Raw genomic sequence first — 19,579 nt, 5'->3', positions numbered from 1 at the left:
GCACATCATGGACGCCACATCGCTCGCGACGCTCTGGGCCACCGTCGCCCTGGTCATTTTCCTCGGCGTCGCCGTCTACATCAAGGTACCGGGGCTGATCGCCAAGGCGCTCGACGCCCGTGCCGCCAAGATCAGCGACGAGCTTGCGGAAGCCCGTCGGCTGCGCGAGGAGGCCCAGCAGCTGCTCGGCCAGTACCAGAAGAAGCGCAAGGAAGCCGAGCAGGAAGCCGCGGCAATCGTCGCTGCCGCCAAGCGCGAGGCAGACATGCTCGCCGCCGAGGCGCACAAGAAGACCGAGGATTACGTCACCCGCCGCACCGCGCTTGCCGAGCAGAAGATCGGCCAGGCCGAGCGCGAAGCAGTCGCCGAAGTGCGCGCCAGCGCCGTCGACATTGCCGTCGAGGCAGCCCGCACGCTGCTTGCGGCCAAAGTCGATGCCAAGGCCGGCGCCGATCTGTTCAAATCCGCGCTGCAGGATGTGAAGGCCAAGCTGAACTGAGTGGAAGCCGTTAACGCATCATCGAAGCCGCCCGGGCAACTCGGCGGCTTTTTTGTTTGAGGGTGAGCGAGACGCCGGAGCCGCTTAATCTCCCCCCTTGTGGGGGAGATGCCCGGGAGGGCAGAGGGGGGCGCGAAGGATCGCCAACGACCCGTTCTCATGCGTTGCGCCAGCCACAAGTTATGTAGGGAATCCGCGCGCTAGAAGCTGATAGGCTGGAGGGACAGCGCCCCCTCTGTCCTGCCGGACATCTCCCCCACGAGGGGGGAGATTGGCTGTCGCCGCCGTCGGCTCTACTCCAGCCCGGCGAAGCTCTCTTCTTCCACCAACTCAACCCCACCCAGCCGGAACGGCGCGAACGACGCACGGTGCAGCCTCGCCACCGGCCCATGCGCTTCGATCGCGGTCCGGTGCCGCACGGTGGCGTAGCCCATATGGACTTCGAACCCGTAACGCTCGTGGTGGCTGCCGCAGCCGCACATCATGCGGTCGCGCATCACCTTGGCGACGATCGAGGCGGCGGCGATCGATTGCGAGCGCTGGTCGCCCTTGATCAGCGCGCGGCCCTCGCAAATGAGACCCGGCGGCACGTCGCGGCCGTCGGCCAGCGCCAGCTTTGCCTGTATGGGCAGGCCGGCAAGGGCGCGGCGCATCGCCTCCAGGCTGGCCTTGAGGATGTTGCTGCCGTCTATGCCTTCAGCGCTCACGGAGGCCATCGACACGCCGAGCGCGGAACCGAGGATTTTCAGGAACAGCGCCTCGCGCTGCAGATGGTTGAGCCGTTTGGAATCGTCGAGCCCGTCCGGAATATTGGCGGGATCGAGGATCACCGCTGCCGCCACCACCGGCCCGGCCAGCGGACCGCGGCCGGCCTCGTCCATGCCTGCGACAGGCCACAGGCCTTCGGCCATCGCCTTCGTCTCGAAGGAGAAGTCGGGCTTCTCGACGATTTCGAAAAGAAGCGGAGAATCGGAACGCGCGCGAGCCATGTTGCGGCGAGGTTCGCATCGGCTCCGATTCTCCGCAAGTCCCTCCAGGGTCGAGTGGGGCAAGACCGGGAGGGCACCGTCTGCAGGCCGGGGGACAGGCCGGACGGGATTTCTTCGCCTGCCCGGCCAACGATGGCGGGCAGGGATGGTCTTCAGAGCAGCATCAGCTGCTCTGTCGCATTGGCGGCGGCGACGAACTGGTCGGTCCTCAGCGTCCGCCGTTCGGCATTGAGGCCGAGCCGCTTGGCGGTGATCTCGAAGCGTCGGCCGATCTGCCAGGCATAGGGTCCGGCGCCTTTCATGCGCTTGCCCCACTCCGAATCGTAATCCTTGCCGTCGCGCATCGACCTGATCAGCGACATCACGTGCCGGTAGCGGTCGGGATAGTGGCGCAGCAGCCAGTCCTTGAAGATCGGCGCGACTTCCAGCGGCAGGCGCAGGATGACATAGCCGGCTTCACGTGCGCCGGCGGCGCGTGCCGAATCCAGGATGCGCTCCATCTCCTGGTCGGTGAGGCCAGGGATGATCGGCGCCACCATGACCGAGGCCGGAATGCCTGCATCCGAAAGCTGCCTTATCGCTTCCAGCCGCTTGGTCGGCGTCGACGCGCGCGGCTCCATTGTTCTGGCAAGCATGCGGTCCATCGTCGTCACCGACAGCGCCACCTTGGCCAAGCCCCGTTCGGCCATCCGCGACAAGATGTCGATGTCGCGCGTCACCAGATGGGATTTGGTGACGATGCCGACCGGGTGACCACGCGCCTCGAGCACTTCGAGGATCTCGCGCATGATCCGGTACTGCTTTTCGATCGGCTGGTAGGGATCGGTGTTGGTGCCGATGGCGATGGTGCGCGGCTGATAACCGTCCTTCGACAGTTCCTTGTCGAGCAGCCGCGCCGCATCGGGCTTGGCAAACAGCTTCGATTCGAAATCCAGCCCCGGCGACAGACCCATGAAGGAATGCGTCGGCCGCGCGAAACAATAGACACAGCCATGCTCGCAGCCGCGATACGGATTGATCGAGCGGTCGAAGGAAATGTCGGGCGATTCGTTGCGGGTGATGATGGTGCGCGGCTTCTCGACCTGCACCTCGGTCTTGAACGGCGGCAGCTCCTCAAGCGAATTCCAGCCATCGTCGAACACATGCCGGCTGACCGGCTCGAAGCGGCCGGACGGATTGATGCCGGCCGAACGGCCGCGGTTGCGGTCCGGACGGACGCGCATGCCGCTCTGTTCGATCATCGCATTGGCCATCTCGGCTCGTCCTGCTCCGAAAGCTGCAATGTCCGCACGCACGATATGTTCCATTTTCGCCCTCTCCCAGGGACTGTCGGCCGGCTGTCGAATCGGTCTGTTCATGAAACTATTCCTATTTGCCGAATGAGAACAAAGCAAGAACTTTTTTGTTGTGCAATGCAAAACTGGCGCTTCGCGAGGCTTTCCGCTATTCGGCTAAAATGCTCAGCGTTCTCATCGAAACCCGTGATGACGAAGAGGGCCTTGCCCGCACACTTGCCTCGCTGATCGGCGGCGCGGTCGAGGGCGTGGTGCGCGACGTCATCGTCTGCGACACCGGCTCGACCGACCAGACGCATCGGGTGGCCGATCATGCCGGCTGCCACTTTGTTGTCGGCGGCATTGCCGCCGGGATCCGGCAGGCGAAGGGCGACTGGCTGCTGTTTCTGGAACCCGGCGCACGGCTTTCGGAAGGCTGGATCGACGACGTTGTCGCCCATACGGCGCGGCAAACCATGCCGGCGCGCTTTTCCCGTGCGCGCGGCAGCCGCACGCCGTTTCTGGCGCGCGTGCTTTCGGGAAACCGCGCGCTGGCCGAAGGGCTGGTGATCAGCAAGCGCCAGGCCGCTGCCCTATCGAAGAACGCACACAGCGCCGAAGCGCTTGCGCGCGGCCTTGCCACCAGGCGGCTGGACGCCGAAATCTGGGTGGCGCCGAAGAAATAGCGCCGGTCGAATTTTGCCGGGGCTCCCGTTATTGTGCATTGCACAAAATATGACGTGGCGCTAACATTCCATCGATGCGGGACATCTGGGTTTGGGTAATGCCGGAGCGATGAGCACCGACGCTGCGTCGGTGCCACGTTCATACCCGAGGACCCGATGACCTTTACAAGCCCTGACAAATCCGGCGCCGCCAGCCTGGAAGCCATTGCCCGCAACGGTAGCCTGTTGCGCCGCATTGCCGTGCGCATCCCGACCTATCTGTCCGACCTGCGCGAGAACCCGGCCTGGCTGCCGATGTTCATGCTGGCCCGCACCATGCCGGCGCGCAAGCTGCACTGGCTTGGCGCTAAAGCCGCCCGCCCGGCGCAAAGTGCCGAAGCTACGATGTTCAGGGGCGTCGAGCTCAAGTCGATCGTCGAAACGCTGCGCACCGACGGGTTCTTCTCTGGTCTGGTGCTGCCGCAGGCGATCCATGAAGAGATCGCCAGCTTCGCGCAGAGCACGCCATGCTTCGGCAATTTCGATCGCCGGCTCGAATTCATGCCTGGGGATCATGCCGATGCCGAGAAGCGCTTCGGCCGCTCTTTGCTCAGCGGCCACTATTTCGAGCGCGTCCTCGGCTGCAAGGCAGCACTCGCCATCCAGAACGACCCGTTGCTGCTCGATATCGCCCAGAACTATCTGGGCGGGCAGGCAAAGCTGATCACGACGCGCGTCTGGTGGAGCTTTCCGACCGGCGAGGCCTCCGACGCCGACAAGAACCTCGCCTCGCTCGGCAAATACCATTTCGATCTCGACGACTGGCGGATGCTGAAATTCTTCTTCTACCTGAAGCCCTGCGATGCCGGCACCGGTCCGCATGTCTATGTCAAAGGCAGCCACAACAGACGCAGCCTCAAGCACCAGCTGACGCTGCTGGTCGGCCATCCGGCGGAAGAGGTGCTCAAGGTCTATGGCGACGACAGCCCGGTCACGTTGACTGGCGAGGCCGGTCTCGGCTTTGTCGAGGACCCGTTCGGCTTCCATATGGGCACCGTGCCGTCACGCACGCCGCGGCTGATGATGGAGATCGGCTTCGGCGTCTCGCCGCCCTCGCGGCGCCGCTTCCACGGCGAACCCGTCATCCGCTGATGTTAATTTCGACCGGCATCCAGCGCGCCTGCCGCCGGGCCATGCGGCCGTCTTTGTTCTCGGCATCGTAGTCCATTGGAACCGGCTCGCGGCTGAACTGGCGCCGGTCGTCCAGCGCGTTAACGATGACGATCGCCCTTGGGTCGTCGCCATCGGTGGTCACAGCCGCGACATAGACGCCGCAGTCCCGGCAGATGAGATAGTCGGCTGTGCGCAATCCGAACCGGTATCGGTGCAGCCGCGCCTCGTCCTCGACCGAAACGCTCAACCGTCCGAGCGGATCGGCGGCAGCGCGCGAGCCATGCCGGACGCAGAACGCGCATTGGCAGGCGCGGATCTCCATCTCGGACGGCTCGATCCTGGTTTCGAAGGTCAGGTGAATGTTGCCGCAATGGCAACCGCCGCGGTACGCATTCATGGTATCTTTCCGTCTCAAGCACCTTGGCGGCAGATTACCCGCCTGGCGGCCTGCAGAAAATGACCCTTCGAAGGTCCAAGCGTCATTCTGCCTGACAAAGGCGGCGCGTGGCCGGCACTTTGCCTTGGTTTATGAACCGGCCTTGCCGCGCCGCAAATGCTCGTCCAGGCGCGGCATGATCTCGACGAAGTTGCAGGGCATGTGGCGGTAGTCGAGCTGCGGCTTCAAGATGCCGTCCCAGGCATCCTTGCAGGCGCCGGGCGAGCCCGGCAGCACGAAGACGAAGGTGGCGTTGACGACGCCGCCGGTCGCCCGGCTCTGCACGGTCGAGGTGCCGATCTTGTCGTAGGAAATGCGGTGGAACACTTCGGAAAAGCCGTCCATGCGCTTTTCGAAAATCGGCTCCAGCGCCTCCGGCGTCACGTCGCGGCCGGTAAAACCGGTGCCGCCGGTGGTGATGACGACATCAATATTTTTGTCCTGCGACCAGGCCAGGACCGTTTCACGGATTTTCTCGCGATCGTCGGTGACGATGTCGCGGGCGGCCAGCACATGGCCGGCCTCGGTGATGCGGTCGGCCAGCGTCTGGCCGGATTTGTCGTCGGCAAGGCTGCGCGTGTCGGACACCGTCAGCACCGCGATGCGCACCGGGATGAACGGGCGGCTCTCGTCAATTTTGGCCATCGGCTCCCTCCGAAGCGATGCTGCGTGTCGCCGCGACAAACCAGTCCGGTTCACGGCTGCGGATCTCGGCCGCAGCGCGCTTGGCGACATTGCCGGTTTCGAACAGCCCGAAGCATGTCGCGCCGGAGCCCGACATGCGTGAAAATCCCGATCCGGCCCTGTTCAGCAGCGAAAGCGCCCTGCCGATGGGCGGCTGTATTGCCTGCGCCGATGCCTCAAGATCGTTGCGGGTGATCTCCAGCCAATTGCGGACGCTGTGAAAGTCGAAGCCGCGCGGCAGCGGCGGCAGTGGTTCGTTGTCGCGTTTCTCGAGTGCGTTGAACACGTCCTGCGTCGAGACGGCGACGCCTGGATTGACCAGCACCAGCGCCAGCGCGGGAAAATCCGGCAGCAGCGACAGCTCGTCGCCGACGCCGCGGGCGACCAGCGGTTTTGCCGAAAGACACATCGGCACGTCGGCGCCGAGCGTGAGACCAATCCGCGCCAGTTCGGCCTCGCCGATGTCGAGACCCCAAGTCCGGACAAGACCATGCAGAACCGCTGCCGCGTCGCTCGAACCGCCGCCGACGCCGGAGGCGACCGGCAGGTTCTTTTCCAGCCGGATGGCAACCGGAGGTGTGCTCTGCTGGCCGGCCTGACTGCGCAGCGCCTCGCGCGCCTTCACCACCAGATTGCTGTCGTCGATCGGCACGGAAGTCGCGTAGCGGCCCGATACGGAGAGCCGGTCACTGTCGGCAGGCCCGATCTCGACCCTGTCGCCGAAGCGGGTGAAGACGGCGAGGCTTTCAAGCAAATGATAGCCGTCGGCACGCCTGCCGGTGACATGCAGCGCCAGATTTATCTTGGCGGGTGCCAGCCACGTCCGTGCTGCGACATCCACTGTGTCAGCTGCAAGCGGGATGATGCTCAGTCCTTGGCCAGGCGGTATTCGCCGGTCTTGGGATCCTGGACCAGCGTGCCGTTGGTACCGTTGGCTGCCTGCTTTTCGGTGCGCCGCACCTTGGCGGTCACACGCTCGGCCTCACGGATGAAGGTGCGGTAGCCGAAATAAGCGGCGGCGCCGACGACTGCGAAGAAAATGATCTGTGGCATTCTCAAAACTCCTCCCTCGCAAGGCGGCAAAGGCGGCCGATCGGGTCGGTCAGACTGTTATGCTAGACGCTTTCCCGGCTTTTTCAAAGCCCGAAGCGCGCCCACAATGCGCGCTCTTCCGCCGCATCGATCACGCCACTGGCGGCAGCGGCGGCAATATCGGGCGCTGAAAAGCTTGAGCCGAACAAGCCGATGCGGCCGAAAAGGCCACGCGGCGCCGTGACCAGCCTGAGCTGGGTTTTCGCGCCGAAGCGGGTCTTCAGCACCGTGCGCATGTCGCTCAAAGCATCGACGAGGCCAAGCTCCAGCCCCTTCTTGCCGGTCCAGAACAGGCCGGTAAACAGGTCCGGATCGTCCTTCAGCTTGGTGCCGCGGCGCTCCTTGACCAGGTCGATAAAGGTCTCGTGCACCTCGAGCTGCAGCGCCTTCAGGCGCTCGACGTCTTCCTTTTTCTCCGGCTTGAACGGATCGAGCACCGCCTTGTTCTGGCCGGCGGTGTGGACGCGGCGCTCAACGCCGATCTTCTTCATCAGTTCGGGAAAACCGAACGAGGCCGAGACCACGCCGATCGAACCGACGATGGAGGACGGATCGGCAAAGATCTCGTCGCCGGCGACCGCGATCATGTAGCCGCCCGAGGCCGCCACATCCTCAACGAAGACCAGCACCTTCTTGTTCTTCTCGACCGCGAGATCGCGGATGCGCTTGAAGATCAGCCGCGACTGCACCGGCGAACCGCCCGGCGAATTGATCGAGATGGCGACCGCCGGCGCGTCGAACAGGAATGCCTTTTCGATGAGGGCGGCCGTGGACGCCAACGACAGGCTCGGCCGGAACTGGCCGCCGCCGGCCATGATGGTGCCGTGCAGCCTGATGACGGGAATGGTGACGACATTGGAGCGCCAGGATTTCGGCAGCAGGCGGTTGAAAAAGCGTTTCACGAGGTGGCTGTCTCCAGTGGCAAAAGAGCAAGATAGATCAGTTTTGGAAGAAATTCCTCGGGCGGCGTGGATCTTGCTCTGGGCATGTAGGGATTTGCTGGCCAACGGCAATGCCGTGGTTTTGGGGCGAATGCATGTAGTGCTGCTGCTTTGCGGCAACGACATGCTGGCCCCCAAAATCAATCGCCGAACAGCGACGCCAGTCCGTTGTTGATCATCTCGGTGCGTTCCGACGGGCCGTCCCCGGTCTCGGCATGCAGCATCAGCGGCGGGCGGATCGACAGTTTGCCGCGCGCGCCGAGTGCTGCCCTGATGACAATGCGGATCGCAGCTGCTTGTGGGCGTGGATGGACGGCCAGCATCTCGGCGTCGCCGAAGCGGCCCGACATAGCGTCGAGGAGCTCGCCGAGCTGTTCCGGCCGCGCAATGACGGCCAGGCCGCCGCGCGGCTTGGCCACTGCGGCCGCACTCCTGATCCAGCTTTCGAACAGCTCGTCTTCCATCACATGCGCTTGCCTGCGCAGCGGATCGGGCGTGGCGCGGTCCTTTGCAGCGTTGAAGGGCGGGTTCATGATGACGAAATCGAAGGAATTGTCGGCAAGGCCGGCCTGCGTACGCGCCCGGCCCGACAGCATGACATCTGCCGTCAGCACCGAGGCGCGGTTGCCGAGATGCGCATTGCCGGGGTGGGCGAGCGTGGTTGCGGCGAACCCCGCCATCTCGGTCGAACGTTCGACAAGCACGACCTCAGCCGCTTGGCAGCGCGACAGCACCGCAAGGCCCGCGGCGCCCGCACCTGCGCCGAAATCGGCAAGCCGCCCTGCGAAGGCGGATGGAACTGCCGCCGCCAGCATCATGGCGTCCATGCCGGCGCGATGGCCGGTCCTGGGCTGCACCAGCCAGAAGCGGCCGCGATGGAAGGCATCGACCGTGTGGGCCGGCGTGTCGTTGGCGAAGGCGCTCGCTTCAGCCATTACTTCTGGCGGATTTCGTTCTCGATGCCGGCGTCTTTCAGGATGCGCCGCGCCTGGTCGGCCTGGTCGGCATCGACCATGACGCGCTTTTGCAAAAGACCGATCGACCCTTCGAGTATACTCATGTTCTGATCGGCGACGAAGCACGCAATGCCGGCATCACGCATCAGCGATTCGACAAAGGAGATGATCACGGCATCGTTGGTGCGGACGAGTTCTATCATCGGACGAAGTTCGCAGGTTGCAGCGTTGATGTAAACGCTGGAGCATGGCGCCGAAACGTGTGAAGCGGCTCTAAGGGTTGACACGCCGTCACCGCAGCCGCGCCAATTCGCCTCTTGCCGTGCCCGTATGTGCCGCCCTAGAGTCCTAGGCGGGACCAGGGTGCCGTCGCACGCGTGATCAAGACGGGAGTGTTTGTTGGTGGGTGTCGTTCTCAACATCGAAAACGGGAAGCGGGAACCTGCTTCCATCAAGGATCTCATTGACCTGACAGCCGCCGATATGGGCCGCGTCAACGAGTTGATCCTGTCCAAGGCCGGCTCCGACGTCGAGATGATCCCGGAAGTCGCCAACCATCTGATCTCGTCGGGCGGCAAGAGGCTGCGTCCGATGCTGACGCTCGCCGCCGCCCAGATGTTCGGCTATTCCGGCGAGGGCCACGTCAAGCTCGCCACCTCGGTCGAGTTCATGCACACCGCCACGCTGCTCCATGACGACGTCGTTGATGAGAGCGGCATGCGGCGCGGCAAGAAGACCGCCCGCATGATCTGGGGCAACCAGGCCAGCGTGCTGGTCGGCGATTTTCTGCTCGGCCAGGCCTTTCGCATGATGGTCGATGTCGGCTCGCTGGAAGCGCTCGACATCCTGTCCAGCGCCGCCTCGATCATCGCCGAGGGCGAGGTGATGCAGCTTGCCGCCGCCAAGAACCTCGATACCACCGAGGACGAGCATTTCGCCGTCATCAAGGCCAAGACGGCTGCCCTGTTCTCGGCTGCCGCCGAGGTCGGTCCGGTGATCGCACTGGCGACGCGCAACGATCGCGCGGCGCTTCGCTCCTATGGCATGAATCTCGGCCTTGCCTTCCAGCTCATCGACGATGCGCTGGATTATGGCGGCTCCAGCCAGGAGCTGGGCAAGAATGTCGGCGACGATTTCCGCGAGGGCAAGGTTACGCTGCCGGTCATCCTCGCCTACCGCCGCGGCACCAAGGCCGAGCGCACCTTCTGGAAGCGCGCTATCGAGGACAATGTCACCGACGACGCCGGGTTGGAAAAGGCGATCGGCCTGATGACCCGCCATGGCGCCATCGCCGACACCATCGGCCGCGCCCGCCATTTCGGCGAGATCGCCCGCGACGCGCTGGCGCCGCTGGAGGCGACGCCGCAGAAATCGGCGCTGATCGACGTCATCGATTTCTGCATCAGCCGGGTGAACTGACCGGCGCCTGGCGCGCCGACGAAAATTTTGCACTCAAAATCGGGCAATGACCGCTCGACAATTGGCTGCGCCGCAAATTATCTATAAAACATGGCAAAGACCGTAGACGACACCATCGCCGTGCGCATCAGCAAGGTGCTGGCCGACCGCATCATATCGGGCGCGATCGAGCCGGGCGCGCGGCTGCGGCAGGATCACATCGCCGAGGAATTCCAGACCAGCCATGTCCCGGTGCGCGAGGCCTTCCGACGTCTGGAGGCGCAAGGGCTGGCGATCGGCGAGCCCAGGCGAGGCGTGCGCGTCGCCGCTTTCGACCTCGGCGAGGTCAGGGAAGTCGCCGAAATGCGGGCGGCGCTCGAAGTGCTGGCGCTGCGCAATGCCGCGCCACACCTGACAGCGGCCATTCTCGACCGTGCCGAGGAAGCGACCAAGGCCGGCGACAAATCCCGCGATGTCCGCTCCTGGGAGGAGGCCAACCGCACCTTCCATCGGCTGATCCTGGCGCCCTGCGGCATGCCGCGGCTCATCGCCACCATCGACGATTTGCACGCGGCAAGCGCCCGCTTCCTGTTCGCTGCCTGGCGCTCGGAATGGGAAATCCGCACCGACCAGGATCATCGCGCAATCCTGAGCGCGCTTAGGCAAGGCAACACCGAATCGGCCGCCGCCACCCTTGGCCGGCACGTGCAATGGATCGGCCAGAAACCGGTCAGGACCGCCTCCGGCAAGATGCGTGAAGCCTTCGCCATCGTCGGCTAGGGACAGAGCGGAGATAGGGGCAACGGACAAGCCGTCGGCTTTCTTTGAAGAACCCGCGCGTAGCGATCCTGCACACCCCCCTCTGTCCTGCCGGACATCTCCCCCGCAAGGGGGGAGATTAGCTGGTCCTGCAATGTCGGCGATTGGCGAAAGCATAGGCGACATCCGATCTCCCTCCCTGCGGGGGAGATGGCCGGCAGGCCAGAGGGGGGTGCTGTCCCTCTGCCATCTCCGAAATAGCTCCATGTTCCAAAACTTTTCCACACCAGCCCTTGCCATCCCTGCGTAAATATGGATTCGATAATAGATCGAACAACAAAATTATCTATAATTTGAAACCAGCAGGGAAGCCGCCATGACCGACATCGCCTTTTCGCCCTCCAAGCCGTCCTTCAGCCCGTTGCGCCTGCAAACCCGCTCGCTTGGCTGGCAGGTCGGAGCCGTCGTCCTCGGCACGCTGTTTCTGGCGCTGTCGTCCTACATCGAAGTGCCGATGGTGCCTGTCCCCGTGACCATGCAAACCTTCGCGGTGACCCTGATCGGCGCGCTCTACGGCTGGCGGCTCGGCGCCATCACGATCGCCGCCTGGCTGGTCGAGGGCGCGGCCGGCTTTCCGGTTCTGGCCGGGGGCGCTGCCGGCGTAGCGCATTTCGTCGGCCCGACTGGTGGCTATCTCTTCGCCTTCCCCGTCACCGGCGCGCTTGTCGGCTGGCTGGCTGAACGCGGCTGGAACGGCAACAAGGTCGTGCTTGCCTTCGCCGCCATGGTCCTCGGCAATCTCGCCTGCCTGGTTCTCGGCACGGCCTGGCTCGCCGTCATGATCGGCCTCGAACAGGCCGTCACCTTCGGTTTCCTGCCTTTCCTCGTCGGCGGCTTGCTGAAGTCGGCGCTCGGCGCCGCGACGCTCAAGCTGTTTTCCGGTAAGGCGGACCCGACCGGAGCATGATCCCGAAAAGTGGAGTCCGGTTTTCGGAAAAGATCATGCTCAAACAAAAAGGAGGAGCCCCATCCCGATACCATCGGGATGGAACAGGCTCCGCAACCGCGTCCTAAACCATGACTGTGAGGCTGCGCTCCCATCACCTGCTTTGCTTGCTGACCTATGTCGGCAAAGGGTACAGCGCAGCCTTCGTCGCCAATTATGACGCGATCGCGAAACGTCTTGGCCGGGGCGAGGATATCCTGATCGTCTCCGGTCCAGACGATATCTGCCAGCCGCTGCTCGGCGAGGCCGAGCCGCACTGTTTGCGCGAAAGCGCCGCCGGTCGGGACGAGCTGGCGGCACGCGATGTCGGCAAACTGCTGGCCCGATCGATCCAGGCCGGCGTCCGCTTCGGCCTCGACGCGGCAACGCTTGCCAGCCTGCGCGCGGCCTTTGCAGCCGGTGTGACGCGTGAGGCCTGCCAGGGTTGTGAATGGGCCGGCCTGTGCACCACTGTAGCTGCAGGCGGATATCGCGATGTCAGGCTGTAGCTCCCAATCCCAATCTGCTATTATCCCGAACCGACAGTGTGTGCGTCGCCATGGTTTGTTAATCGGGTGACCCGATTGTGAATTCGGCCCGGATTGAAGCCTGACCCCAAAAAGGCCATGCTTTGTCCGGAAACATCGAGTCTGTGGCTTCTCCGCGCCGACGCGGGATGGCGTTTGGCTGAAAGGGATACGATGCGGCAAGGACGTGCGCGCTGGCTCGCAGGGCTGGCAATTGTGGCAGGCATGGCGATTTCTCCGCTGCCCGCCTACGCCAAAGAATCGACCAACCCGGTCAAGATCTCATCCTTCTCGGGCGCCTATCTCGCCGCCCGCATCGCTGAAGGCGACAATGATCTCGACAATGCCATCGCCTATTACAAACAGGCGCTGGCCTTCAATCCCGGCGATACCTCGCTGCAGCAAAGCCTGATGCTGTCGCTGATCGCGCAGGGGCGCTTCGAGGAATCGCTGGTCTATGCCGACAAGCTCAAGGAAGTTCCCGACGTCGAGCGCTTCTCGCGTCTGGCGCTGGCGATCGATTCCTTCCACAAGAAGGATTTCACCAAGGCGCAGTACTGGCTCAAGCTGTCGCTCGAATCCGATCTCGACCGGTTGATTTCGGGCGTCATGTCGGGCTGGGCACAAGAGGGCGCCGGCAACGCCACCGAGGCGATGACCTCCATCGACAAGCTGCAGGGGCCGGACTGGTTCGGCCTGTTCAAGTCCTTCCACCGCGCGCTGATCGCCGATGCCTCAGGCATGTCGGACAAGGCCGATGCGCTCTATGACGCGACCCTGACCGACATCACCGCCGGCGGTGCTGCGCCCGAGACCTGGATGCGCAACGCCCAGGCCTATGCGTCTTTCCTGGCTCGCAAGGGCGACAAGAACAAGGCGCTCTACGTGCTCGACAAGGCCGAGGCGTTCGCGCCGGGCAAGCTCGACATCCAGGCGCTTCGCGACAGGATCAGCAAGGGCGACAAGATCGAGCCCTTCGTCTCCAGCCCGTCGGAAGGCGCCTCCGAAATCCTGCTCGACCTCGCCATTGCGCTCAATCGCGGCGGCGGCGAACCGTTCGTGCGCCTCTATCTGCAATATGCGCTGGCCCTGAAGCCCGACAGCGATGCCGCTTTGGTGCAGCTCGCCGCCGTTGCGGAGCAGCTGAAGGACGGCGAAGGCGCCATCGCGCTCTACCGCCGCATTCCGGCCTCCTCGCCGCTGAAGGAGCTTTCCGACCTGCAGCTCGGCCTCAACCTTGCCGATCTTAACCGTCACGACGAGGCGATCGCCCATCTGAAGGCATTCGTCGACGCCCACCCCGACGACATGCGCGCCTATCTGGCGCTGGGCGGGGTCTATGCCTCGAAGGAAGATTTCCGCTCCGCCGCCAATCTCTACGACAAGGCGGCTGCTGTGCTGAAGACGCCGACCAATGCCAATTGGAACATCTATTATCAGCGCGGCATCGCCTATGAGCGGCTGAAGGAATGGCCGAAGGCCGAGCCGAATTTCCGCAAGGCGCTGGAACTGTTCCCCGACCAGCCGCAGGTGCTGAACTATCTCGGCTATTCCTGGGTCGACATGAACATGAACCTCAAGGAAGGCCTTGCGATGATCCAGAAGGCCGTCGACCTCAGGCCGAGCGATGGCTACATCGTCGATTCTCTGGGTTGGGCCTATTTCCGCATGGGGCGGTTCGATGACGCCGTGCGCGAAATGGAGCGCGCCGTGTCGCTGAAGCCGGAAGACCCGGTGCTCAACGACCATCTCGGCGATGCCTATTGGCGCGTCGGCCGCAAGCTCGAAGCCACCTTCCAGTGGAACCAGGCGCGCGACCTGAAGCCGGATCCCGATGTGCTCGCCATCTTGCAGCAGAAGCTGATGAAGGGCCTGCCGCCGATCGAATCCAACACCGCGCAGGAAACCCCGAAGGTCAAGCCAGTCGCACCGGCGCCCGCGCCGAAAGGCTGATTGGGCAGCTAATACTCGTTTAAGCGGGGCTCTCTGGAGCCCCGCTTTCGTTTCAGAACTGCATCAAAACAGCTTCCGATAGACGACAAACCCCGAAAGCTCGCCGATCTTGTCGTAAAGCTTCATCGCCGTATGGTTGGTCTCGTGCGTCAGCCAATAGACGCGGCCCGAGCCGGCGGCTTTCGCACGTTCGTACACGCCTTCGATCGGCGCCCGGCCGACGCCCGTGCCGCGCGATGCTTCGGAGGTGAAAAGGTCCTGCAGATAGCAGTTCGGCGAAATCGCCGTGGTGGTGCGGTGGTAGAGGAAGTGGACGAGACCCAGAAGGTTGCCTTCGCTCTCGGCGACCAGTGCATGCATCGGCTCATAGGCATCGAAGAAGCGCGACCAGGTCATTGCGGTGATGTCGCCGGGCAGGGCGGTTTCACCCGAGCGGCCGTAAAAGGCGTTGTAGCCGTCCCACAGCGGCAGCCATTGCTCGTAATCCTGGCGGGTGATGGGGCGCACGATGGACTGGCCGGACATGGCTGAACCTTTGTCGATGGAACTGAGCTGAGCAAACGGCCGCCGGCGCCGTCCGGCAATGGGCCAGCCTTTACCAAAGCGTTCAACCTCCCGGCCAGGTGCCGCCCTGCCTTGACGCTTGCCGGCCCGGCAACTAGGGAATGTCTTCTTTTTCGCGCTTTGCGAGGCCGCCGTGACGTCAGACAGTCCAGCCCATATGCATCCCAGCCGTTCGTTCCAGGGGCTGATCCTGACCCTGCACAATTACTGGGCCGCCTATGGTTGCGTCATCCTGCAGCCCTACGATATGGAGGTCGGCGCCGGCACCTTTCATCCGGCAACCACGCTGCGCGCGCTTGGGCCCAGGGGCTGGAATGCCGCCTATGTGCAGCCTTCGCGCCGGCCCAAGGACGGCCGCTATGGCGAAAACCCCAACCGGCTGCAGCATTATTACCAGTACCAGGTGATCCTGAAGCCCAATCCGCCGAACCTGCAGGAGCTCTATCTCGGCTCGCTCAAGGCGATCGGCGTCGACCCGCTGCTGCACGACATCCGCTTCGTCGAGGACGACTGGGCAAGCCCGACGCTGGGTGCCTGGGGGCTTGGCTGGGAGTGCTGGTGCGACGGCATGGAAGTGTCGCAATTCACCTATTTCCAGCAGGTCTGCGGCATCGAATGCGCACCGGTGGCGGGAGAACTGACCTACGGCCTGGAGCGGCTGGCCATGTATGTGCAGGGCGTCGACAATGTCTACGACCTCAACTTCAACGGCCGCGAAGGTGCTGAAAAAGTCACCTATGGCGAGGTCTTCCTCCAGGCTGAGCAGGAATATTCCAGGCACAATTTCGAATATGCAAACACCGCGATGCTGCTCAGGCACTTTGAAGACGCTGAAGCCGAATGCAAGGCGCTGCTCGCTGCCGGAGCGCCGGCCTCGAATGACAATTTGCCGATGCACCGCATGGTCTTCCCGGCCTATGACCAGTGCATCAAGGCCAGCCACGTCTTCAACCTGCTCGACGCGCGTGGCGTGATTTCCGTCACCGAGCGGCAGAGCTACATCCTGCGCGTGCGCAATCTAGCGAAAGCCTGTGGCGAAGCGTTCCTGATGACCCAGGCCGGTGGTCTGGCGGCCTGACCGATCGGTGCTGACTGCTTGAGCGTCGGCCTTTGCGCGTCTAGCTTGTGCAGGGCGCGGATGAGGAGCGGGCTGACGTGAGCATTTTTAGGGATTTTTCGGCAAGCACCACTTGGGTGATCCGCATCTTGTGGGTCCTCATAGCGGTCGATGTCATCGCTGTCGTGTCCGGCTATTTCGAGTTCCAGCTTCTGGTCGATATCGGCAACGGAACTGGAAGCCTTGATTACGACGTTTCGGCGGCCGCCGATTCGAGCGACAACAGGCAGAGGATTGTCGGCATCATCCAGGTCGTTCTCTGGCTGGTGGCGGGAATAAGCATCCTTGGCTGGATAAGGCTGGCCAACAAGAACGCCAGGGCGCTCGGCGCCACCGATATGGAGTTCACGCCGAATTGGGCGATCGGCTGGTATTTCATCCCGGTCGCCAATCTCTGGAAGCCGTATCAGGCGATGGCCGAGATCTGGCGGGCGAGCGGCGGATCGAAAAGCTGGAAGACAGAGTCGGCGCCGGGCATTTTGGCGATCTGGTGGTTCGTCTGGCTTGCCTCCAACATATTCGACCGGGTCGCTTTTCGGCTCACCATGAAAGCGGAGGAAATCCCGGAGCTGCAGAATGCAAGTCTGGCGATGATGGCCTCCGATGTCGTCAGCGTGTTTTTGAGTCTGGCCTTTCTGGAGGTCGTCAAAGAGATCTCGCGACGGCAGACGGCCCAGCCGGCGGCAGCTCTAGAGGAGACCTCGGAGCAGCCAGATCCCGCCTAGGTGGAAAGGGAAACGGTGTAGGTTACATCAGGCGTGCTCTGGCCGCTCGATCCGGCCATGGTCCGCAAGGCCTGCCGTACGCCCGGCATCGAGAAGGCGCCATGCACCTGCGCGGCGAAACAGGCGCTGAGTGCGAGTATCTGGAGAAGTCTCGATGCCGTTTTCATGGTCGTTCAGCCAATAGGTCCCTGCCTGAGCGTTGGTCGCTTCAGCGCTGCGTTTGGTTCATGGAAATCTTTGATCCAAGGACGGGCGGGCTGCTTGCCGCCCGACAGCGCTTTGAAAATTTTTGGAAATTGACGGTAGTTGCGCCGATTGCCGGGGAAAGGGTGACAGCGGCCAGCCGAGTTGCTATGCCCCGCCGACCACTGTCGCGCGAGTTCCATCCATGCCTGACCTGCTCTTAGAACTTCGCTCCGAGGAAATACCGGCCCGCATGCAGCGCAAGGCGGCGGGCGATCTCAGGAAGATGCTGACCGACGGTCTGGTCGAGGCGGGCCTGACCTATGAGGCCGCGCGCGAATACTGGACGCCGCGGCGGCTCACGCTCGACATCAGGGGCCTGACCGCGCGTTCGAAGGACATCCACGAGGAGATCAAGGGGCCGTCGACGACGGCACCGGAACAGGCGGTGCAGGGATTTCTGCGCAAGGCCGGCCTCGCCTCGGTTGCCGAGGCGCATATCCATTCCGACCCGAAGAAGGGCGATTTCTACGTCGCCCATATCTCCAAGCCGGGCCGGCCGGCCGAAGCCATCATCGCCGAACTGGTGCCGGCCATCATCCGCAGCTTCCCCTGGCCGACATCGATGCGCTGGGGGCCGGCTTCGGCCAAGCCAGGCTCGTTGCGATGGGTGCGGCCGCTGCAGACGATCCTGTGCACCTTCGGCCCGGAGACGGAGGAGCCGGTGGTTGTCGATTTCGAGATCGACGGCCTTCGCTCGGGCAATATCACCTACGGCCATCGTTTCATGGCGCCGGGTGAAATCACCGTGCGCCGCTTCGACGATTACGTGACCAAGCTGGAAGCGGCCAAGGTCGTGCTCGATGGCGACCGGCGCAAGGAGATCATCCTTGCCGACGCCCGCAATCTCGCCTTCGCCAACGGGCTCGACCTGGTCGAGGACGAAGGGCTGCTGGAAGAAGTGTCGGGTCTTGTCGAATGGCCGGTGGTGCTGATGGGCGAATTCGAGCAGGCCTTTCTCGCCATTCCGCCTGAAGTGGTCCGGCTGACCATCCGTGCCAACCAGAAGTGCTTTGTCACCCGGCCGCAGGGCGATGGCGAAAACCTCTCCAACCGTTTCATCCTCACCGCCAACATCGAGGCCAAGGACGGCGGCAAGGAGATCGCGCATGGCAACGGCAAGGTGGTGCGCGCGCGCCTGTCGGATGCGCTCTATTTCTGGAAGACGGACCAGGGTGATCTGCCCGATCTGGAGCAGCTCGAGGCATCGGCGAAAAAGTTCGGGCTCGATCTGAAAAAGCCACTCGACCAGCGCATGGCCCGCCTCGATCATCTCAATGTCACCTTCCACGCCAAGCTCGGCACGCAAGGCGAACGGGTGGAGCGGATCAAGCGGCTGGCCGAAGAGATTGCCGACACCTTGTCGAAGCAGCCGAAATTCTTCGACGGCAAGCTTCTGTCCGCCGACGACCTCAACACCGAGCAGAAATACCTGCACGAGCGCGCGGGGCGAGCCTCCGTGCTGGCCAAGGCTGATCTGACAACCGAAGCAGTGGGTGAATTCCCGGAACTGCAAGGCGCCATGGGGCGCAAATATGCGCTGCTGCAGGGCGAGCATCCGTCCGTGGCCGCAGCCATCGAGGAGCACTACAAGCCGCAAGGTCCGTCCGACCGCGTGCCGACCGATCCCGTGTCGATGGCCGTCGCGCTGGCCGACAAAATCGATACGCTGGTCGGCTTCTGGGCGATCGATGAAAAGCCGACGGGATCAAAAGACCCCTATGCGCTGCGCCGGGCTGCACTGGGCGTTGTGAGGATCATCCTGGAAAACAAGCTCAAGCTTTCCTTGGGCATCGCCATTGCGGCCGCGGTCTCCTCGGCACTCGCCGCGTACGAGCAAAAAGGCGAAGGGGCGGAGAGCCGCGGAGTGGTCGCGATGCTCGATTCTCGTATTCGCGACTACAAGGGAACGAGTCAGCTGTTGTCGGAAGCAAGCTTGGTTTCCGACTTGCTGAAGGGTGGCCTGGCCAAGGCACATTCACAAACCTTTGGCTCGACCGACCAGGAACGAGAGTTCTTCGACGGCCAGCGCATGATGGAATTGGAGGCATCGCTGTCGCCATTCATCGCCGACCTGCTCGCCTTCTTCCACGACCGCCTGAAGGTCTACCTCCGCGATCAGGGCGCCCGCCACGATCTCATCGACGCGGTCATCACGCCGCAGTCCGATGATCTCCTGCAGATCGTCCGCCGCGTCGAAGCGCTCGGCTCCTTCCTCGACACCGAGGACGGCAAGAACCTGCTCGCCGGCACCAAGCGCGCGGCCAACATTCTGGCTGCCGAGGAGAAGAAGAAAACGGTCATCGCCGAGACTGTTGAGCCGGCGCTGTTTCGCGATGAGGCAGAGAAATCACTGTTTGCGGCGGTGAATCAGGCTGAGAAGCAAGCCGGCGAAGCGATTCAAAACGAAGACTTTTCCGCCGCCATGCTGGCGCTTAGCGTGTTGCGTGAACCGGTTGATTCATTCTTTGAACGCGTTCTTGTGAATGATGAGGACCAGGCCGTGCGCGCCAACCGTCTGGCGCTGCTCGCCCGCATCCGTGCGGCCACCGATCAGGTCGCCGACTTCTCCAGAATAGCTGGCTAAAGGGCAAGCGAA

General features: G+C 63.4%; 22 protein-coding genes. 11 read left to right on the top strand and 11 right to left on the bottom strand.

Features of this window, described 5'->3' with window-relative positions; translation table 11 throughout:
- The first annotated feature begins 7 nt into the window (after positions 1–7).
- Positions 8–499, top strand: a complete 492-nt coding sequence (locus AC1D1B_RS10580) for a F0F1 ATP synthase subunit B (protein WP_477331810.1) — start codon at positions 8–10, stop codon at positions 497–499.
- Between the two features lie 293 nt (positions 500–792).
- Here AC1D1B_RS10580 and AC1D1B_RS10575 read toward each other — a convergent pair whose 3' ends face one another.
- Together AC1D1B_RS10575 and AC1D1B_RS10570 are read right to left on the bottom strand one after the other, a co-directional pair.
- Positions 793–1,488, bottom strand: a complete 696-nt coding sequence (locus tag AC1D1B_RS10575; RefSeq protein WP_477331808.1) for a ribonuclease HII — start codon at positions 1,486–1,488, stop codon at positions 793–795.
- A 152-nt stretch (positions 1,489–1,640) separates the two neighbouring features.
- Positions 1,641–2,795 (bottom strand): PA0069 family radical SAM protein, encoded by a 1,155-nt coding sequence (locus AC1D1B_RS10570; RefSeq protein ID WP_352584514.1) that lies wholly within the window; start codon positions 2,793–2,795, stop codon positions 1,641–1,643.
- A gap of 149 nt (positions 2,796–2,944) precedes the next feature.
- On the opposite strand from AC1D1B_RS10570, the gene AC1D1B_RS10565 reads away from it, so the two are divergent.
- Both AC1D1B_RS10565 and AC1D1B_RS10560 read left to right on the top strand, forming a co-directional pair.
- Positions 2,945–3,448: a glycosyltransferase gene (locus AC1D1B_RS10565; protein WP_477331806.1), complete on the top strand. Its 504-nt coding sequence runs from the start codon at positions 2,945–2,947 to the stop codon at positions 3,446–3,448.
- A 156-nt stretch (positions 3,449–3,604) separates the two neighbouring features.
- Positions 3,605–4,579 carry a hypothetical protein gene (locus tag AC1D1B_RS10560; protein WP_477331805.1) on the top strand — a complete coding sequence of 325 codons (975 nt, stop codon included), beginning with the start codon at positions 3,605–3,607 and terminating at the stop codon, positions 4,577–4,579.
- Here AC1D1B_RS10560 and AC1D1B_RS10555 read toward each other — a convergent pair.
- The 7 genes from AC1D1B_RS10555 to AC1D1B_RS10525 form a co-directional block, all read right to left on the bottom strand.
- Entirely contained in the window at positions 4,569–4,997 is a 429-nt protein-coding gene (locus AC1D1B_RS10555; protein ID WP_477331803.1) for a GFA family protein, read from the bottom strand. The two genes, AC1D1B_RS10560 and AC1D1B_RS10555, sit on opposite strands and share 11 nt — an antisense overlap.
- Positions 4,998–5,126: 129 nt before the next feature.
- The gene (gene moaB / locus AC1D1B_RS10550; protein ID WP_477331801.1) at positions 5,127–5,681 is read right to left on the bottom strand and encodes a molybdenum cofactor biosynthesis protein B; all 555 of its coding nucleotides are present in this window, start codon (positions 5,679–5,681) and stop codon (positions 5,127–5,129) included.
- Positions 5,668–6,561 carry a 4-(cytidine 5'-diphospho)-2-C-methyl-D-erythritol kinase gene (locus AC1D1B_RS10545; RefSeq protein ID WP_477331799.1) on the bottom strand — a complete coding sequence of 298 codons (894 nt, stop codon included), beginning with the start codon at positions 6,559–6,561 and terminating at the stop codon, positions 5,668–5,670. Before AC1D1B_RS10545 ends, moaB begins: the two co-directional genes overlap by 14 nt.
- A gap of 26 nt (positions 6,562–6,587) precedes the next feature.
- Positions 6,588–6,773 (bottom strand): hypothetical protein, encoded by a 186-nt coding sequence (locus tag AC1D1B_RS10540; protein WP_454586702.1) that lies wholly within the window; start codon positions 6,771–6,773, stop codon positions 6,588–6,590.
- Between the two features lie 83 nt (positions 6,774–6,856).
- Positions 6,857–7,714 carry a S49 family peptidase gene (locus tag AC1D1B_RS10535; protein ID WP_477331797.1) on the bottom strand — a complete coding sequence of 286 codons (858 nt, stop codon included), beginning with the start codon at positions 7,712–7,714 and terminating at the stop codon, positions 6,857–6,859.
- Positions 7,715–7,893: 179 nt separating this feature from the next.
- A complete protein-coding gene (locus tag AC1D1B_RS10530; RefSeq protein ID WP_477331795.1) occupies positions 7,894–8,688 on the bottom strand; it encodes a tRNA1(Val) (adenine(37)-N6)-methyltransferase in 795 nt (264 codons plus the stop codon).
- Entirely contained in the window at positions 8,688–8,912 is a 225-nt protein-coding gene (locus AC1D1B_RS10525) for a putative signal transducing protein (protein ID WP_112567065.1), read from the bottom strand. Before AC1D1B_RS10525 ends, AC1D1B_RS10530 begins: the two co-directional genes overlap by 1 nt.
- 199 nt (positions 8,913–9,111) lie before the next feature.
- Here AC1D1B_RS10525 and AC1D1B_RS10520 point away from each other — a divergent pair, with 199 nt between their 5' ends.
- The 5 genes from AC1D1B_RS10520 to AC1D1B_RS10500 all read left to right on the top strand — a co-directional run bounded on the left by AC1D1B_RS10520 (position 9,112) and on the right by AC1D1B_RS10500 (position 14,331).
- Positions 9,112–10,128: a polyprenyl synthetase family protein gene (locus tag AC1D1B_RS10520; RefSeq protein ID WP_181058521.1), complete on the top strand. Its 1,017-nt coding sequence runs from the start codon at positions 9,112–9,114 to the stop codon at positions 10,126–10,128.
- A 90-nt stretch (positions 10,129–10,218) separates the two neighbouring features.
- On the top strand, positions 10,219–10,887 hold the full coding sequence (locus AC1D1B_RS10515; RefSeq protein ID WP_181058374.1) for a GntR family transcriptional regulator: 669 nt from the start codon (positions 10,219–10,221) through the stop codon (positions 10,885–10,887).
- Between the two features lie 355 nt (positions 10,888–11,242).
- Complete coding sequence (locus tag AC1D1B_RS10510; RefSeq protein ID WP_477331792.1) at positions 11,243–11,833, top strand: biotin transporter BioY; 591 nt, start codon at positions 11,243–11,245, stop codon at positions 11,831–11,833.
- 110 nt (positions 11,834–11,943) lie between these two features.
- Positions 11,944–12,360, top strand: coding sequence for a DUF1284 domain-containing protein (locus tag AC1D1B_RS10505; RefSeq protein WP_477331790.1), 417 nt, complete (start codon positions 11,944–11,946; stop codon positions 12,358–12,360).
- 192 nt (positions 12,361–12,552) lie between these two features.
- Positions 12,553–14,331, top strand: a complete 1,779-nt coding sequence (locus AC1D1B_RS10500; RefSeq protein ID WP_477331788.1) for a tetratricopeptide repeat protein — start codon at positions 12,553–12,555, stop codon at positions 14,329–14,331.
- 63 nt (positions 14,332–14,394) lie between these two features.
- Here the strand turns inward: AC1D1B_RS10500 and AC1D1B_RS10495 are convergent, their stop codons facing one another.
- Entirely contained in the window at positions 14,395–14,856 is a 462-nt protein-coding gene (locus tag AC1D1B_RS10495) for an N-acetyltransferase family protein (protein ID WP_477331786.1), read from the bottom strand.
- Between the two features lie 172 nt (positions 14,857–15,028).
- Between AC1D1B_RS10495 and AC1D1B_RS10490 the strand changes: the two genes are divergently transcribed.
- Together AC1D1B_RS10490 and AC1D1B_RS10485 are read left to right on the top strand one after the other, a co-directional pair.
- A complete protein-coding gene (locus AC1D1B_RS10490) occupies positions 15,029–15,973 on the top strand; it encodes a glycine--tRNA ligase subunit alpha (protein ID WP_477331784.1) in 945 nt (314 codons plus the stop codon).
- Positions 15,974–16,050: 77 nt separating this feature from the next.
- Positions 16,051–16,737 carry a DUF4328 domain-containing protein gene (locus AC1D1B_RS10485; RefSeq protein WP_477331782.1) on the top strand — a complete coding sequence of 229 codons (687 nt, stop codon included), beginning with the start codon at positions 16,051–16,053 and terminating at the stop codon, positions 16,735–16,737.
- On the opposite strand, the gene AC1D1B_RS10480 is transcribed toward AC1D1B_RS10485, so the two are convergent.
- The gene (locus AC1D1B_RS10480; RefSeq protein WP_477331781.1) at positions 16,734–16,904 is read right to left on the bottom strand and encodes a hypothetical protein; all 171 of its coding nucleotides are present in this window, start codon (positions 16,902–16,904) and stop codon (positions 16,734–16,736) included. The genes AC1D1B_RS10485 and AC1D1B_RS10480 overlap by 4 nt on opposite strands.
- A 221-nt stretch (positions 16,905–17,125) precedes the next feature.
- Here AC1D1B_RS10480 and glyS point away from each other — a divergent pair, with 221 nt between their 5' ends.
- Positions 17,126–19,567, top strand: coding sequence for a glycine--tRNA ligase subunit beta (gene glyS / locus AC1D1B_RS10475; protein ID WP_477331779.1), 2,442 nt, complete (start codon positions 17,126–17,128; stop codon positions 19,565–19,567).
- Positions 19,568–19,579: the final 12 nt, after the last annotated feature.

It is taken from the genome of Mesorhizobium sp. P2_C5_2, from assembly GCF_056404535.1.
The sequence above is the reverse complement of the archived record's forward strand: the minus strand, read 5'-3'. Positions and strand labels throughout refer to the sequence as shown.

Excerpts from the sequence above, each read along its gene's own strand:
- AC1D1B_RS10570 (WP_352584514.1), bottom strand. The coding sequence starts at position 2,795 with ATGGAACATATCGTGCGTGCGGACATTGCAGCTTTCGGAGCAGGACGA.
- AC1D1B_RS10540 (WP_454586702.1), bottom strand. The coding sequence starts at position 6,773 with ATGCCACAGATCATTTTCTTCGCAGTCGTCGGCGCCGCCGCTTATTTC.
- AC1D1B_RS10580 (WP_477331810.1), top strand. The coding sequence starts at position 8 with ATGGACGCCACATCGCTCGCGACGCTCTGGGCCACCGTCGCCCTGGTC.
- AC1D1B_RS10565 (WP_477331806.1), top strand. The coding sequence starts at position 2,945 with ATGCTCAGCGTTCTCATCGAAACCCGTGATGACGAAGAGGGCCTTGCC.
- AC1D1B_RS10515 (WP_181058374.1), top strand. The coding sequence starts at position 10,219 with ATGGCAAAGACCGTAGACGACACCATCGCCGTGCGCATCAGCAAGGTG.
- AC1D1B_RS10510 (WP_477331792.1), top strand. The coding sequence starts at position 11,243 with ATGACCGACATCGCCTTTTCGCCCTCCAAGCCGTCCTTCAGCCCGTTG.
- AC1D1B_RS10525 (WP_112567065.1), bottom strand. The coding sequence starts at position 8,912 with ATGATAGAACTCGTCCGCACCAACGATGCCGTGATCATCTCCTTTGTC.
- AC1D1B_RS10560 (WP_477331805.1), top strand. The coding sequence starts at position 3,605 with ATGACCTTTACAAGCCCTGACAAATCCGGCGCCGCCAGCCTGGAAGCC.
- AC1D1B_RS10480 (WP_477331781.1), bottom strand. The coding sequence starts at position 16,904 with ATGAAAACGGCATCGAGACTTCTCCAGATACTCGCACTCAGCGCCTGT.
- AC1D1B_RS10575 (WP_477331808.1), bottom strand. The coding sequence starts at position 1,488 with ATGGCTCGCGCGCGTTCCGATTCTCCGCTTCTTTTCGAAATCGTCGAG.
- AC1D1B_RS10500 (WP_477331788.1), top strand. The coding sequence starts at position 12,553 with ATGCGGCAAGGACGTGCGCGCTGGCTCGCAGGGCTGGCAATTGTGGCA.
- AC1D1B_RS10555 (WP_477331803.1), bottom strand. The coding sequence starts at position 4,997 with ATGAATGCGTACCGCGGCGGTTGCCATTGCGGCAACATTCACCTGACC.
- AC1D1B_RS10530 (WP_477331795.1), bottom strand. The coding sequence starts at position 8,688 with ATGGCTGAAGCGAGCGCCTTCGCCAACGACACGCCGGCCCACACGGTC.
- AC1D1B_RS10505 (WP_477331790.1), top strand. The coding sequence starts at position 11,944 with ATGACTGTGAGGCTGCGCTCCCATCACCTGCTTTGCTTGCTGACCTAT.
- glyS (WP_477331779.1), top strand. The coding sequence starts at position 17,126 with ATGCCTGACCTGCTCTTAGAACTTCGCTCCGAGGAAATACCGGCCCGC.
- moaB (WP_477331801.1), bottom strand. The coding sequence starts at position 5,681 with ATGGCCAAAATTGACGAGAGCCGCCCGTTCATCCCGGTGCGCATCGCG.
- AC1D1B_RS10495 (WP_477331786.1), bottom strand. The coding sequence starts at position 14,856 with ATGTCCGGCCAGTCCATCGTGCGCCCCATCACCCGCCAGGATTACGAG.